The 15,080-nt window shown below is 60.9% G+C and carries 12 protein-coding genes; 8 read left to right on the forward strand and 4 right to left on the reverse strand.

Annotated features, from left to right (window positions below; genetic code table 11):
* The first annotated feature begins 61 nt into the window (after positions 1-61).
* Positions 62-1,921: an Lnb N-terminal periplasmic domain-containing protein gene (locus DKW72_RS09460; RefSeq protein ID WP_157960449.1), complete on the forward strand. Its 1,860-nt coding sequence runs from the start codon at positions 62-64 to the stop codon at positions 1,919-1,921.
* Here the strand turns inward: DKW72_RS09460 and DKW72_RS09465 are convergent.
* Positions 1,884-3,152: a DUF418 domain-containing protein gene (locus DKW72_RS09465; protein ID WP_111642117.1), complete on the reverse strand. Its 1,269-nt coding sequence runs from the start codon at positions 3,150-3,152 to the stop codon at positions 1,884-1,886. The genes DKW72_RS09460 and DKW72_RS09465 overlap by 38 nt on opposite strands.
* A gap of 175 nt (positions 3,153-3,327) precedes the next feature.
* On the opposite strand from DKW72_RS09465, the gene DKW72_RS09470 reads away from it, so the two are divergent.
* The 7 genes from DKW72_RS09470 to DKW72_RS09500 all read left to right on the forward strand — a co-directional run bounded on the left by DKW72_RS09470 (position 3,328) and on the right by DKW72_RS09500 (position 11,726).
* Positions 3,328-4,149, forward strand: coding sequence for a hypothetical protein (locus DKW72_RS09470; RefSeq protein ID WP_111642118.1), 822 nt, complete (start codon positions 3,328-3,330; stop codon positions 4,147-4,149).
* Positions 4,150-4,237: 88 nt separating this feature from the next.
* Positions 4,238-5,698 carry an NAD-dependent succinate-semialdehyde dehydrogenase gene (locus tag DKW72_RS09475; protein ID WP_111642119.1) on the forward strand — a complete coding sequence of 487 codons (1,461 nt, stop codon included), beginning with the start codon at positions 4,238-4,240 and terminating at the stop codon, positions 5,696-5,698.
* A 3-nt stretch (positions 5,699-5,701) separates the two neighbouring features.
* On the forward strand, positions 5,702-6,838 hold the full coding sequence (locus DKW72_RS09480; protein ID WP_111642120.1) for an isocitrate/isopropylmalate dehydrogenase family protein: 1,137 nt from the start codon (positions 5,702-5,704) through the stop codon (positions 6,836-6,838).
* Positions 6,839-6,876: 38 nt separating this feature from the next.
* On the forward strand, positions 6,877-8,130 hold the full coding sequence (locus DKW72_RS09485) for an aspartate aminotransferase family protein (protein ID WP_111642121.1): 1,254 nt from the start codon (positions 6,877-6,879) through the stop codon (positions 8,128-8,130).
* A 15-nt stretch (positions 8,131-8,145) separates the two neighbouring features.
* Positions 8,146-9,093: a D-2-hydroxyacid dehydrogenase gene (locus tag DKW72_RS09490; RefSeq protein WP_111642122.1), complete on the forward strand. Its 948-nt coding sequence runs from the start codon at positions 8,146-8,148 to the stop codon at positions 9,091-9,093.
* Between the two features lie 10 nt (positions 9,094-9,103).
* Positions 9,104-10,510, forward strand: a complete 1,407-nt coding sequence (locus tag DKW72_RS09495) for an amidase (protein ID WP_111642123.1) — start codon at positions 9,104-9,106, stop codon at positions 10,508-10,510.
* A 10-nt stretch (positions 10,511-10,520) separates the two neighbouring features.
* Positions 10,521-11,726, forward strand: coding sequence for a pyridoxal phosphate-dependent aminotransferase (locus tag DKW72_RS09500; RefSeq protein ID WP_111642124.1), 1,206 nt, complete (start codon positions 10,521-10,523; stop codon positions 11,724-11,726).
* A 40-nt stretch (positions 11,727-11,766) separates the two neighbouring features.
* On the opposite strand, the gene DKW72_RS09505 is transcribed toward DKW72_RS09500, so the two are convergent.
* Genes DKW72_RS09505 through DKW72_RS09515 form a run of 3 tightly spaced genes read right to left on the reverse strand, consistent with a single transcriptional unit; the run spans position 11,767 to position 14,885 of the window.
* Positions 11,767-12,843, reverse strand: a complete 1,077-nt coding sequence (locus DKW72_RS09505) for a putative urea ABC transporter substrate-binding protein (RefSeq protein WP_111642125.1) — start codon at positions 12,841-12,843, stop codon at positions 11,767-11,769.
* Between the two features lie 27 nt (positions 12,844-12,870).
* Positions 12,871-13,815, reverse strand: coding sequence for a hypothetical protein (locus tag DKW72_RS09510; RefSeq protein ID WP_111642126.1), 945 nt, complete (start codon positions 13,813-13,815; stop codon positions 12,871-12,873).
* Between the two features lie 2 nt (positions 13,816-13,817).
* Positions 13,818-14,885, reverse strand: a complete 1,068-nt coding sequence (locus DKW72_RS09515) for an isopenicillin N synthase family dioxygenase (protein WP_198411295.1) — start codon at positions 14,883-14,885, stop codon at positions 13,818-13,820.
* Between the last annotated feature and the right edge of the window lie 195 nt (positions 14,886-15,080).

The following is a 15,080-nucleotide window of genomic DNA, read 5'->3' on the forward strand; positions in this document are numbered from 1 at the left end:
TCCCGACCGGATGCCCCCACCGGGGCGTCCGGGTTTTCCCCTCCCCCTGCGATTGACTACCATGCCCGCTGTCCTATTTTTTGGGCTGTGGCTGCTGGCACTTAACGCCACCGCTGCCCCACTCCCCTCTGAGGCTCGCCTTCAGGCCCTGGCCGAAGACCGCCAATGGCTGACCCTGACGCACTACCGCCCGAAATCCGTGGGCCGAGGCTGGCACGGCAGCGCCAACGACAGCGCCTTTTACTTGGCCGAACAGGACAACCCCACACCACTGCAAGAGTTGCGCGCCACGCTGGCGGCACTGCAAAGCCCCGGCCCGGTGGACGATCAGCATCCGCGCTGTCGCTTTCCCGCACGCACGGCCTGGTTACAGACCCAGCTGCCCGACCTCGCGGTCGCCCAAGGCGACTGCCCCGAATACCAGGCTTGGCGCGAACGCACCCCGGATGAGCGTCTGGTGCTGATTTTCCCGGCCGCCTATCTGAACAGCCCCTCGTCCATGTTTGGCCATACGTTTTTACGCCTGGACCCGGCCGACGCCGACGTCAGCAGCACCCTGCTGTCGCACGCGCTCGATTTTGCGGCCATCGTCGATAGCCAGGACAACGATATCCTGTTCGCCTGGCGCGGCATGACCGGCGGCTACCCCGGGCACTTTTCAATCATGCCCTACCACCGCAAGGTGCGCGAATACAGCGCCCTGGAGAACCGGGACATCTGGGAATACCCCATGGTGTACACGCCGGAAGAGATCGACTTCCTGCTCAAGCATGTGTGGGAAGTGCGCCAAATCCGCTTCGACTATTACTTCACCAGCGAAAACTGCTCCTACCAGTTGCTGGCCCTGCTCGACGTGCTGCGCCCGGACGAGCCTCTGGCTTGGCAGTTTGGGTTGACCACCATTCCGGTGGACACGGTGCGCGCGGCGCAACGCGCCGGGCTGATTGAAGATGCGCACTACCGCCCGTCGCGCACCTCGGAATTCCGCCAAACCCTGGAGCAACTGCCCGAGGCGCACCGGTCTCTGGTCGCGCGACTGGTGCGCGACCAGGACTTTGAAACCGCCATGGCCGAGACCGCACGCCTGCCCGAGTCTGAGCGAGCCATGACCTATCTGGGCGCCCACCGCCTGGCGCGTCTGGTCGCCCAACAGCAGGGCAACCCGGACGAGCTGCGCCGCCGCTCCCACCAACTGCTGCTGGCTCGCAGCCAGCTCCAGGCCAGTACCCGGTTCGACCCTGAGCCACCGACCCGGGCCGAGCACGGCCACCGCTCCCGGCGCCTGCAACTGGCCGCCGGGCACTTTGACGACGAAGGCTACCTGGGGCTGAGCTGGCGCCCCTCGTTTCATCATTTGAGCGACCCCATGCCCGGTTATGGGCGCGGGGCGCAGATCAACTTTCTCGATACCGAATTGCGTTACTGGGAGGACGAAGGGTTACGCCTGGAGCGCCTGGACATAATCGATGTGCGTTCACTCTCGCCCCGGGATCGCTACCTCAAGTCCTGGTCATGGCAGGTACGCACCGGACTCGAACGGGTCTACGACGGCCCGGACGAGCGTCGCCTGCAGCCGCACCTGCAAGCGGGCTTTGGCCACAGTTACGCCCTGGGTGATCGGCTGATGGCCTTTGTTCTGCCCGTCGCCAGCCTGGAGCACCAACGCGGGAACGAGCGCCCCTGGCAACTCGCCCCGGGTGTGCAATCCGGCCTGGCCTGGCACTCGCCGCAACTGACGCTGGTGCTGGAAGCAGAACACCTGTGGTTTCCGGACGTGGGGCAGGAGCGCCAGCAGGCCTCCTTGACCAGCGCCTGGTCGCCCCAGCCAGATCACAGTCTGAGCGTGGAGCTCCGGGGCCAACGGGGCTTCGGTCGTCACTGGGTCAGCGGCGGTCAGCTCGCGTGGCGCTACTTTTATTGATGCCCAACGCTTTTGTCATCGCGGGGCGCTGACCATACGCCAGGCTGCGCCACAACCACTCCGCCGGGCCGAAATGATAGCGGCGCAGCCACCAGTGACTCAGCCACACCTGACCAGCAAAAAACACCAGCACGCACACCGGGTGCACGGCCCGGGGGATCTGTCCCCACAGGCCCAGGCCATAGCCGTAAAAGACACTGGTCCAGAACAGCGACTGGAGTAAGTAATGCGTCAGCGCCATGCGCCCAACCGGTGCCAACCAGGTCAACTGCCCGGCCTTGCGGGTCACCAACGCCAAATAGCCCAGCGCCAGCACCGGCGAACCAATGGTAAAAAGTACGGCACCGAACAGGGACCGGACTCCGAACAGATCGTCTCCCGCACTCTGGAACAGCCAAAGGCTCACCAGCATCAACGCCAGGCCGAGCAGCAACCCCGGACCGGCCCAGGCCCGCAGAAAACCCGTCGCCGCCTCCGGGCGTTCAAGCCGCCCGGAGGTCCAGAGCCAGCGCCCCAACATAAAGTACCCCAGGACCGGCAGCAGCCAAAAGACGGATTCTGAGCCCACCAGGAACCAGTAACTGGCCACACGTTCGCGCACCGCCTCCGCAAAGGTGCCATCACTGAAGACCGCATTTGCCCGCTCGATTACGCCGTGCAGCTCAGCGTTATTTTCGGTCATATCCTGATGGAGTTCCTGGGCAAAGTCCGGGCTCGCCGCCACCCCCAATAGCAGAATCAGAATCAACAGTGGACCCACGGACAGGAAGGCCACGCCCCATTTCCACTGGCGCTGCACCGGTGTGCGCCGGAAAAGCCAAAGCATCAGCGCCCCGGTCACCGCGTAGAGCAACAGAATATCCCCGGGCCAAAGCAACAGAATATGCGCCCCGCCAAACAGTGCCAGTACCGCCATGCGACGCAGGTACAGGCCGGCACCCGAGGCGCCGTGGTCATGGGCACGTCCGAGCAGAAGGGCAAAACCGGCGCCGAACAACAGGGAAAACAGCGGGTAAAATTTGCCTTCGGCAAACGTCATGATGGCCAATTCCGCCAGTTGGTCAGCGCCGCTCAAATCCCAATCCGGCCCGAGCCACATGGCCTGAAGCGGCCGCCCAAACCACTGGAAATTGACCAGCAAAATGCCGAGCAGCGCAAAACCGCGCAGCACATCGAGATGCAGCATACGCCGAGAGGGGGACGTCGGTTGAAACGGGGGGGTGGGGTTCATAGGTGCCTCCTGCTGATGATGATAACTCCTGCCGACAAGGCTAACAGGCAATGTCCGGGTTTGCTAATGCAACGATACTGCGCCTTGACAAGAAGCCCCCAGCAACAGTTAATGGAGCCGGAGCTCCAAATAACCCTCAATCTGGAAACTCGCATGCTCGGGAGACAATAAATCCATGCGCCCTGGAAACCTCCTGCTCATCTGGATACTGACGGCGACACTGATCGGCTGCGCCCAGACACCGACAACGGATACAGCGGCACAGCCGGAACCACCGCCGGAGCCTGTGGCCATCACCGACGCGCACAGGGCCTATGTGCGCGAGCAAGCTGACCTTGGCCTGGTGCTGTTCGAAAAAGACGAAATGGCGGCGATAGCCACACAAATCCTGTTCGAGGAGCGCGTGCTGCCTTTCGACGAGCGGGTGGACGGCTGGGTAGTGGAAACCCGGGGCGAGTACGACTTCCCGATCGTCTATTTCCTGGGCCCCGGCCCCGACGGTATACGCAGCTATCACGCCGTGGGTTTCCCCTATGGCGAACCGCGCTACACGCCCTCGAACCAATCCACCGAGCGCCTCACCGGCATGTACTCAGCGCGCACCCAAGCGCTCAACAGCCTCACCTATTACTGCGCCGAACGTTACAACACCGTCGTGCTTGAAGACGAAGGCCATTGGTTGGTGTACACAATGCCCGCGACCCTGGAAGACAACGTTATGTTGGTGGGCGGCTTCCATCGTGTGGTCATTGACAAGGCCGACGACTACCTGGTGGCCGCCGAGCCCCTGACCCGCAGTTGCCTGGAGTTACCACTGGATAACAACCACGAGGTACTCTATGTGACCCACATTGTTGATGACACCCCCACGGCCCTGCACAGCTTCCTGAGCCTGAGCTACGATGTGACCCTTTACGTCGGTACGCGCACAGGCGTTTGGCGCGCCCAGGACGGTCAGCTCACGCCGGTAAAAATCGACGCAGATTCCGCACACTAAAATTGCGTCGAGCACCAATACTGGCTACTCTGAATACCATATAAAGACGATACAGATTGAGACACCTGTTTTTTTACGAGGAGAGGCTATGCCCGCAGTTACACTCAAGGCTCCCCGGCTGTTCCGGGAGGCCTGCTACGTTGGCGGTCAATGGATTACCGCTGACAATGGCGCCACCATCGACGTCGACAACCCGGCCACCGGCGACATTATCGGCCGCGTGCCGTCGTTGTCCCAGGCTGACATTCAACAGGCCATCGACAGCGCCCAAGCCGGCTTCAATGAATGGCGGCAAATGACCGCCCAGGAGCGCGCCGACCTGATGCTGCGCTGGCTGGATTTGATGCAGGAACACAAAGAGGACATCGCCACCCTGATGACCCTCGAACAGGGTAAGCCGCTGGCGGAATCCCGGGGCGAGGTCGATTACGCCGGCGCCTTTATCCGCTGGTTTGCCGAAGAAGCCCGGCGCAATTACGGTGAGACCATTCCCGCCGCCAAGCGCGGCCAGCATATTGTGGTCACCCGTAATCCGGTGGGCGTCACCGTCGCGATTACCCCGTGGAATTTTCCCGCCGCCATGATCACCCGTAAGGCGGGCGCGGCCCTGGCCGCGGGTTGCTCAATGATTATCAAGCCCGCCGAGGCCACCCCCTTTACCGCCCTGGCGCTGGCTCAGCTCGCCGAAGAGGCAGGCATTCCGGCCGGCGTTCTCAATGTGGTCACTGGCGATGCCCCCATGATTGGCGAAACCCTCACCGCCAGCCCGGTGGTGCGCAAGCTCAGTTTTACCGGCTCCACCGCCGTGGGTCGCAAACTGATGGCCCAGTGCGCGCAGAATATCCAGAAGGTCTCGCTCGAGCTGGGGGGCAATGCGCCCTTTATCGTGTTCGACGACGCCGACGTGGACAAAGCCGTGGAAGGCGCCATCGCCTCCAAGTTTCGCAACACCGGCCAGACCTGCGTCTGTGCCAACCGTTTTCTGGTGCAACGCGGCATTCACGACGCCTTCGTCGAGGCCCTGAGCAAGGCCATGAGCGAGCTGGTTGTCGGTGACGGCTTTGACGAAAAGGCCAACCAATCCTGCCTGATCAATAAGGCGGCGGTAGAAAAAGTGCAGACCCACTACAAGGATGCATTGGACAAAGGCGCACGCCATGTCTGGGGCGAAAGCCCGAACGACGCCAAAGGCAATTACGTCCAGCCGGTGCTGATCACCGACGTCAGCCACGACAGTACCGTATGCAAAGAAGAAACCTTTGGCCCGCTCGCCGCAGTCATTCCGTTTGACACGGAAGAAGAAGCCATCGCCCTGGCGAACGATACCCCCTACGGGCTGGCGTCCTACTTTTACGCCCGGGACATTCACCGCATCTGGCGTGTGGCCGATGCGCTCGAAACCGGCATCGTCAGCATCAACGAAGGCGCCTTTTCCAACCCGGCCGCGCCCTTCGGTGGCGTCAAGGCATCGGGACTGGGGCGCGAAGGGTCACGCCACGGTATGGAGGAGTACACAGAACTCAAGTATCTGTGCATGGGGGGGGAATAACCCATGGCCGAAGCCCGCAAGCGCATCGCCCTGATGCCCGGCGACGGCATCGGCACCGAGGTCATGAGCGCCACGCAAGCGGTGCTCGACGCCCTGCGCGAGCAGGATAACCTGCCCCTGGACTGGGACTGGCTCGACTGGCCCAGCACGGCCTGGCACCGGGACCACGGGCAGATGATGCCCGAGGATGCTATGACCCGGGTACAGGCCTATGATGCCCTGTTATTGGGCGCGCTGGGTGATCCCGGCCCGCTCAATGACCCCAAACGTTACACCCTGCCCGACAGCATCTCCCTCGCGCCACTGCTGGAATTTCGTAAAGGCCTGCAGCTGTGGGCCTGCGAACGCCCCGCGCGCCTCCTCCCCGGCGCACCCTGTTACTTGGCCGACGCGCGCGCCAAGGATGTCGATATGCTCGTCATCCGTGAAAACAGCGAGGGCGAGTACGTCAATCAGGGCGGCCGCCTGCACCGGGGCACATCCCTGGAAGTGGCCACCCAACTGGAAGTCTTCACCCGTACCGCCACCGAACGCCTGATTCGCCACGCTTTTGTGCGCGCCGAAGAACGCTTACGTGCTCGTGCTGACGAAAAGCGCACCCGCGACTACACCTGCACCCAACGCGATCAGGCCAAAGCCCAGGTGTGCGTGATCACCAAACGCAATGCCCAGCCGGCTTGGGGTGAACTCTACAGCGAAGTCTTTGCCGAAGTTGCCAAGGACTTTCCGAACATCGGCCAGCGCCACGAACTGGTGGACGCCGCCTGCATGAAGTTTGTGCAAAGCCCCTGGGATTTTGATGTGGTGGTGGCGAGCAACTTACACGGCGACATTCTGACCGACCTGGCCGCCGTGCTCTCGGGTGGTCTGGGCCTGGCGCCCTCATGCAACATCAATCCGGACAGTCAGGCGCTGCCGGCGCTCTTTGAGCCCACCCACGGCAGCGCACCGGATATCGCCGGCAAAGGCCTGGCCAATCCCAGCGCCATGTTGCTCACCAGCGCCATGATGCTGCAATGGCTGGGATTCACGGCGTCGGCCGAGCGCTTGCGTCAAGCGGTCGCCCGGCAACTGACCGAGTCAAAGGAACACAACCCGGGCACTCAGGCTATTGCGGAAGGGGTTATGCGCGCGCTCTAGACCTCTCCCGACAGTCACACTGTTAGAGGAATACGACCATGAGCCACCTCTCACCACTGTTGAAACAATCCAGCGGCGTGTGCGCCGACCACGGCGCAGGCTGCTGGCTGTACAACACCGACGGCCAGGCCTACCTGGATTTTACCTCCGGCATTGGCGTCACCAGTACCGGCCACTGTCACCCCAAGGTGGTAGAGGCCGCGCGCGAGCAGATCGGCAAAATCATTCACGCCCAATACACCACCGTCACTCACCCGAACATGCTCGCGCTCACCGACCGCCTGGCAGAAATCATGCCCGGGTCGATCGACTCGGTGGCGTTCAGCAACTCCGGCTCCGAGGCGGTGGAGACGTCCCTGCGCCTGGCGCGCCATGCCACCGGGCGGGCCAACATCATCGTCTTTAACGGCGGCTTTCACGGCCGCACCATGGCCGCCGCCTCCCTGACCACCTCCGGCACCAAAGTGCGTACCGGCTTTCACCCGATGATGGCCGGGGTGGTGGTGGCGCCCTTCCCCCACGCCTACCGCTACGGCTGGGAAGAGCAGGACACCACCGAATTTTGCCTGCGCGAGCTGGACCATATCTTTAAAACCCAAAGCGCGCCGAGCGACACCGCCGCCATCATGATTGAGCCAGTGCAGGGAGAGTACGGCTACTACCCCGCCAACCGCACCTTTATGCAAGGCCTGAAAGCGCGTTGCGAAGAACATGGCATCCTGTTGATCTGCGATGAGATTCAAGCCGGTTACGGGCGCACCGGTGCCTTCTGGAGTCACAGCCACTTCGAGGTGCAGCCGGACATTGTGATCACCGCCAAGGGGCTCGCGAGCGGCTTTCCGCTATCGGCCATCGCCGCCTCGAAGGCGCTCATGGAGCGCGGCCAGCCCGGGTCCCAGGGTGGCACTTACGGCGCCAACGCGGTCGCCTGCGCCGCCGCGCTGGCCACCCTCAAGGTGATCGAACAGGAGGACCTGGTGAGCAACGCCGCCCGCCAGGGTGACTACCTGCTCAAGGCACTCACCAAGCTGCAGAAGCGCCACCACTTTATCGACGCTATTCGCGGTAAGGGGCTGATGTTGGGTATGGAAATTGCTGATGATTATCTGAGCCCACGCCCGGACCTCGCCGCGAGTCTGGTGCAGGCCGCCGAAGCGCACGGACTTTTACTGCTGCGCTGCGGTATCGACGGCCAGATTGTGCGTTGGCTGCCGCCGCTGGTAGTCACCGAGGAAGAAATCGACGAGGCCGTGACGCGCTTTACCCGCGCGCTGGCCGATGTGACCGAATAACCCTAAGGAGCTCTGATGACTGAGATTGTTGTACTGGTAGCCCAGGACGAATCCGACCTGCCCGGACTCGACGGCCTCCCCGACGCGGCCAAGGTCACCACCGTGCGCGAAGAAAATGACTTGCGTGCGGCACTCCCCGATGCCGAGGTGTTGGTGGTTACGGATTTTCGCACCGGTTTACTCGAACGCTGCTGGCCCAAAGAGCATTCCCTGCGCTGGGTGCACGCTACCAGCGCCGGCGTGGATGCCCTGATGTTTCCGGATCTGATCGAGAGTGGCGTCACCCTCACCAACGCCAAGGGTGTGTTCGACCGGGGCATCGCCGAGTATGTGCTCGGTGCGACGCTGATGTTTGCCAAGGACACCCTGGGCAATCTGCACTACCAACGCCAGCACCAATGGTGCCACCGGGATACCGAGCTTATCGATGAGCGTCAGGTCTTGGTGGTGGGCGCGGGGTCCATTGGTGGCGAAGTGTCGCAACTGCTGCGGGCCACCGGCATGAAGGTCACGGGCGTGGCGCGCTCGGCGCGCGACGATGAGCGCTTTGACCAGGTGATCGCCAACGACGACTTGTTCGATGCGCTCGCGAACGCGGATTTTGTGGTGATTACCGCACCCCTGACGGAGGCCACCGAGGGCCTGTTCGATGAGCGTGCCTTTGCCGCCATGAAAAAATCCGCACGCCTGATCAATGTCGGACGCGGCCCGATTGTGAATACCGATGATCTGGTCACGGCACTGCGCAAGGGCGACATTGCCGGCGCGGCGCTGGATGTGTTTGAGAAGGAGCCTTTGCCCGCACGTCACCCGCTGTGGGATATGCCCAATGTAATGATTTCGGCGCATATGGCGGGGGACTTCATCGGTTGGCGCCGGGCGCTCGGGGAGCAGTTTGTCGCCAACTTTGAACGCTATCTCAAGGACGATGAGTTATTTAATCAAGTACCGCTAAACAGCTAAGGAAGTGAGTATGACCCGAGAAATTCTGCGTATGACGGCCGTTGAGTTGCGCAAGCGGTATGAAGATCGAAGTTTGTCGCCGGTGGACGTGACGCAGGCTATGCTGGACCAGATTGAGCGGGTTGATCAGCACACTAACGGGTTTTGTCTCGTGGATCAGGAAACGTCGCTGCGCTACGCGCGCGAGTCGGAGCAACGCTATCAACGTTCAGAGCCGCACGGATTGCTCGATGGGGTGCCGGTGGCAGTAAAGGATGTCTTTTTGACTCCCATGTGGCCAACTCGGCGCGGCTCCAAAACGGTGGACCCGGAGTCGACGCTGAACAAGTCGGCACCCAGTGTGAGCGCGCTTGCGCGCAATGGCTATGTGCCTATCGGTAAAACCACGACCCCGGAGTTGGGTTGGAAAGGCGTGACGGACAACCCCATCGACGGGCCCACCAATAACCCCTGGAATCCGGAAAAAACCGCGGGTGGCTCCAGTGGCGGCAGCGGCGTCGCCGTCGCCCTGGGCATGGCGCCCCTGGCACTCGGAACCGATGCCGGCGGCTCAGTCCGCATTCCCGCAGCCTTCTGCGGCATTGTCGGACTGAAGCCATCGTTTGGGGAGGTGCCCCATTGGCCGGCAAGCCCTTTTGGCAACCTTGCCCACGCTGGCCCCATGTCCTGGACAGTGGAGGACTGTGCGCTGATGATGAACGTGTTGACCAAAGCGGATCACCGGGACGTCAATGCGATTCCGCGCCGCAATATCGACTACGTCAAGGCGCTTGAGGGCGGCGTCAAAGGTTTGAAGATTGCCTACAGCCCCAACCTCGGCTATATCGATGTGGATCCGGAAGTGGAGGCCGCTGTCGAGCGGGCGGTGGATGTGTTTGCCGACCTGGGCGCCGAGGTGGTGCGGGTTGATCCCGGCTTCAGCGATCCGATCGCGGCCTTTGGCCATCTGTTTTACGGCGGCGCCGCCAACGCTATTCGTCACCTGGGCAAGAAAAAACGCGAGCTGATGGATCCGAGCCTGATCGCCGTCGCTCAGAAGGCTGAAAAGCTGTCGATGCTCGAATACATGAGCGCCGTCAATGAAGCCAATGCCCTGAAAGAACGTATGGCCAATTTTTACAGAAAGTACGACCTGCTGTTAACGCCCACCCTTCCCATCACCGCGTTTAAAACCGGACGCGAGGTGCCCGAAGACTGGCCGCATACCCGCTGGCCCACCTGGACGCCGTTTACCTACCCGTTCAACATGACCGGGCAACCGGCACTGTCGGTGCCCTGCGGGTTCGACAGTGAGGGCCTGCCTATCGGCTTACACCTCGTGGGTGCGCGCTACAACGATGCCCTGGTGATGCGTGCCGGTCACGCCTATCAACAGGCCGAACCACTCACCGACCGCCGTCCGGCGCTGTTTGACTGAGGAACTTGCGATGCCCCTGAGCAATATGGATTTCGAGCTGTACGAATCCGAGGACCCGATCTGGAATCCGGCGTTGATGGCGATTCCCATCCCCGGTATTCGCAAGATGGTGAACCTGGCTGCGCATATGGACGATGTGATTCATCTGTCGATCGGCCAACCGGATCTGCCCGCCCCCCAGAATGTCGTGAACGCTACGGTGGAAGCCCTGCAAGCCGGACAGACCGGCTACACCATGGACGCCGGTCTGCCGGAATTGCTCGAATCCCTGGCGATCTATTACACCGAGCGCTACGGGCGGGAGCTGAGCCCGGAAAACATCATGATCACCACCGGTGCTACAGAAGCACTTTATCTGGCGATCACCGCCGTAGCCGCACCGGGGCGGCACTTTATTATCCCCGACCCCGCTTTCATGTTGTACGCACCGCTGATTCGGATGAACGGCGGCGAAGTCACCGAGATCGCCACCCACGCCGAAAATGGTCACCAGCTGGATCCCCAGGAAGTGATCGATGCGATCGAACCACACACCTACGGGATCATTCTCAACTCGCCGAGCAATCCCACCGGGACTATCTATCCGGCCGAGACTCTGGAGGCCATTGTCGAGGAAGCGGCCTACCGGGGCATTCAGGTGATCAGTGACGAAGTGTACGACCACTTGATTTATGACGGCAAAAAATACCCGTCGGTGTTATCCGCCTGCAGTGACCTGGACCACGTGATGGTGGTCAGCAGTTTTTCCAAAACCTACAGCATGGCGGGTATGCGCATCGGCTGGATGATCGGCAGCCAGGGGGCGATTAAAAAATTGCGCCGCTACCATATGTTCACCACCACCGTGGCCAATACTCCGTGCCAGTGGGCCGGCGTTGCAGCGCTCCACGGCGGCAGTCATTTTATCGAGCATATGAGTGCCGAGTACACCCGTCGGCGCGACCGCCTGGTGGAACTGGTTGAAAAGACCCCACACCTCACCGGCTATAAACCCGAAGGTGCCTTCTACCTGTTCCCGTCACTACCCGAGGGCGTCAACGGTACCAACGTTGCTCTGCGACTACTGAAAGAAACCGGCGTATGTACCATTCCGGGCGAAACCTTTGGTCACAGTTGTACCAACGCGATCAGGCTCAGTTACTCCACCTCGCTCGACAAAATCGAAGAGGCCTTTGAGCGTATAATTCCGTGGTTTGAAAAGCAGGACTTTGAATGATGCCCCGACGTCGGTCGGGGCATTCACGAAAAGCGGACGGTTACAGCTCGCCGTCTGCCGCCATCTGGACATAGGTGGGATCGAAACGCAGCTTGATATTGTTGGCATTGCCAAGCACTGAGTCGTCCGGGAATTGAATACCCACCACATCCGGGCTGGGCGCCGAATCGCCGAGCAAGCCGTGCTCAAAAGAAAACTGGCGCACCAGATCCATAGTGGTACTCAGTTGGTCGCTGGTGGAAAATTCCAGCAGCGTGTCAGCGGTGTAGAACAGCTCGGTCTGAGTCAGCTGGAACTGATAGTTCTCGAGACTGGTGCCTGCGGCTTCCGCCATAAACGTCAACGCCTCAATCGCGCGCTCATCACCACCCCGCATGATGGCCAGGGTTTCCAGCCAGGCGCCTACCAGCGCCTTGCCCAATTCCGGATGCGCTTCCAGGACCTCGGTTTTTACCGCCATCATGTCAATGATTTCACCCGGTATCTGGGAAGAGTCAAACACTTCCAGTGCATTCGGGTACTGATCTTTCACGATACTCAACTGCGGATTCCAGATCGCCGCGGCGGTAACGCCGGGGGTCATGAAGGCACTCACGGCATCCGCATCGGAGGTGTTCACCACGCGCACATCGCGCTCGGACATACCGTGACGATCGAGCCCCCGCGCCAACAGGTAGTGGGACACCGACAACTCTACCAAGTGAACCTCACGCCCGCGAATGTCTTCAAAGCGCTCGGCGCTCTTCAACAGAATACCGTCGTTACCGTTGGAGTAATCACCCAGAATCAACCCGGTGGTGTCTACTCCGCTCGCCGCCGGAATGGTGAGCGCGTCCATATTGGTCATGCCGCAGGCGTCGATATCCCCGGCGGTAAACTGGTTGATGGACTCGATATAATCATTGAACTGAATGACTTCGATCTTGATGCCATACTTGTCGGCCCACTTGTCGACAATGCCGAACTCATCGGCATAGGCCCAGGGCATCCAGCCCGCGTAGATGGTCCAGGCCATCTTGAAGCTGGGACGGTCGTCGGCAAGCGCCGCGCCACTGGTAAGCATCAGCGCTGACAGCGCCAGAACAAGGCTACGAAAAAACAACGTGACAGATTTCATGATTAACCCCTTTCGGTGAAGGAAATGTTACTGCACGACGCGGGTGTAACGCGTCAGTGTTTGAGTTTCTTGTTGATACCAGCGCTCAGACTCCGGCGAGGTCGGCGTCGACTGGTTGAAATCACACAGTGGCTCCACGGTGTCGACATCGAACACTCGCTCGCATAGAACGCCGTCGACGGACAAGCGCTGTACCAGTTGGCCCGTTTCCGCCCGCCACGCAAAGCCATCGAGCGGCAACAGGGATTCGCCCGCCCGCCCAGGACGGGTGCTCAGAAAAATCTCATAGCCCTCATTCAGATCCCCGCGCGCCACGGAGGTTTCGGCACCGAACAGGGCCGACAGCTGCTCGGCATTGCCCACATACTGGTCGGCGAGTTCCCGCAGATAATTCGGTGAGGGCGCGGCGATCGGGTTGGCGCGCCCCAGCACCAGGGCGGCGTAGTCGCCGCACAAAATCAGACCGCCACCGCGATGACGCACATGTCCGGTTTCACACTCGCGCTCATGGATCAAACGCAAACCCACGAGGGGCCCCGGCGCCGACACCTGCAAGCGCCAGTCTTCAACGTAGGCACCGCTGGGCGAGAACTCGATCATGCAATTGCCAATGCGGCGCAACTGCGCCGGTTCCTGCCAGCGGTTGTGCAACTGGTGCGAGGTATCGTTTTGCCAACTCAACAACTCATCGCGCCACTCGCAAGGGGCTTCCCAGCCTTCGTAATCGGCCAGTACCTGCAACTCCTCCCGGGAGTACGCCGCCCAGGGTTTCGCGGGCAATTGCTCGCACACCTTGGGTAGGCGCAGATCGATGGTGAAGTTACGACTCTGAAACCAGCACACATGGGTATCCGTGTCGGTCTGGCCGTTGTAGAAACTGATCGCGTAACGTTTGTAGTAGCCCAACATCCAGTCGGGTACGCCAGTGGCCGCGGCGTGCGGATAGTGTGTCAACAGTTGCCGAATGTGCATACTCAACGCGCCTCCGGCCCAAAGGATGACAACCCGAGGGCCTTCTCCGGCAGTGTGATATCACCCCTGGCTAAACGCTCTTTCAAGTAGCGGAAGGTTTGCGCAGTCTGCGCGTACAGGTGATCGCCACACACCACGGGCTGATAACGGCTATCGCCATCATCAGAAAATTCACTGAGCGGTTCGATCACAGTGTCGTAATCACAGGCACAGAAAAACGGAAACGAGTAGCGCTCCTCAGCCACTTTGCGGACCCGGTGAGAGGTGGCGAGGAAGCGGCCGTTACTGAGCACTTCCAACATGTCACCGATATTGATAACGAAGGCCCCCTCCACCAGTGGAACATCAATCCAATCGCCGGCACCGTTAAGCACTTCAAGTCCCGGCGCGGTGGGCAACAACACCGTGAAGCATTCGTAATCAGTGTGGGCACCGATGCCGGGACGATCGTCCTGGGCGTCCGGGTTGTGGGGGTAATGAATCAGGCGCAACTGGCTCGGTGGGTTTTTTGCGCACTCGACCAGACGGTTTTCGTCCAGGCCAAGGGCCAACGCAAAGCCCCTGAACAGATCCTGACTGAGTGCAAACACCTGATCGTAATAGGCCTTGATATCCCGCTTGAAGCCGGGAGAATCAGGCCACTGGGTTGGTCCCAGCATGGGGCGGCGACCCACGTCCGGACGGTAATCAAAATTCACATCGTAGGTTTCTTTGTGATCCACCACCGCATAGGCGCTGTCACTGCCAAACTGCTCTTCACCCTCGGGCACATAGCCGCTGTGATTGACCGACTGGCCAATGTAGTGGCGCATCTTTTCAGTCAGGGGTTGGTCGAAGTAGGCGCGGGTGGTGTCAAGCAAGGACGCGATCACCGCAGCATCGACGCCGTGACCGGTCACGTAGAGAAAGCCGACTTCGCGCGCGGCGCGGCCGAGTTGTTCCGCCACCGCCTGTCGGGCAGCGGGGTCGTCAGCGCGCAGATCCCGAATATCAACCAGAGGCAGCTCGGTAAATGCCCGATGGCCGCTGGCGTTGTCTGCCGGGGATTGAAGGGGTTGTACTTGTGCCACGATAACCTCCCAATAAATGCAAAGCGTTATCTGGCCGTCCAGAGAAGTTAGCGCGGCGTGCGCCCCGGGCCGTCCCGGTAGTGTATGAATGATTCTGCAAAGTCCGAACCAGACTTTAAAACTGACCAGCTTTCAGCAGCTTAGCAATACCCGTGCTATGCTCGTTGAGAATAAGTCCACAACGCATGCCCCGCC

Origin of the sequence: Marinimicrobium alkaliphilum, assembly GCF_003259155.1 — a bacterium.
Lineage (GTDB): Bacteria > Pseudomonadota > Gammaproteobacteria > Pseudomonadales > Cellvibrionaceae > Marinimicrobium_A > Marinimicrobium_A alkaliphilum.

Bases quoted from the DNA above. Each gene is read 5' to 3' on its own strand.
- DKW72_RS09460 (WP_157960449.1), top strand. From the start codon at position 62: ATGCCCGCTGTCCTATTTTTTGGGCTGTGGCTGCTGGCACTTAACGCC.
- DKW72_RS09465 (WP_111642117.1), bottom strand. From the start codon at position 3,152: ATGAACCCCACCCCCCCGTTTCAACCGACGTCCCCCTCTCGGCGTATG.
- DKW72_RS09470 (WP_111642118.1), top strand. From the start codon at position 3,328: ATGCGCCCTGGAAACCTCCTGCTCATCTGGATACTGACGGCGACACTG.
- DKW72_RS09475 (WP_111642119.1), top strand. From the start codon at position 4,238: ATGCCCGCAGTTACACTCAAGGCTCCCCGGCTGTTCCGGGAGGCCTGC.
- DKW72_RS09480 (WP_111642120.1), top strand. From the start codon at position 5,702: ATGGCCGAAGCCCGCAAGCGCATCGCCCTGATGCCCGGCGACGGCATC.
- DKW72_RS09485 (WP_111642121.1), top strand. From the start codon at position 6,877: ATGAGCCACCTCTCACCACTGTTGAAACAATCCAGCGGCGTGTGCGCC.
- DKW72_RS09490 (WP_111642122.1), top strand. From the start codon at position 8,146: ATGACTGAGATTGTTGTACTGGTAGCCCAGGACGAATCCGACCTGCCC.
- DKW72_RS09495 (WP_111642123.1), top strand. From the start codon at position 9,104: ATGACCCGAGAAATTCTGCGTATGACGGCCGTTGAGTTGCGCAAGCGG.
- DKW72_RS09500 (WP_111642124.1), top strand. From the start codon at position 10,521: ATGCCCCTGAGCAATATGGATTTCGAGCTGTACGAATCCGAGGACCCG.
- DKW72_RS09505 (WP_111642125.1), bottom strand. From the start codon at position 12,843: ATGAAATCTGTCACGTTGTTTTTTCGTAGCCTTGTTCTGGCGCTGTCA.
- DKW72_RS09510 (WP_111642126.1), bottom strand. From the start codon at position 13,815: ATGCACATTCGGCAACTGTTGACACACTATCCGCACGCCGCGGCCACT.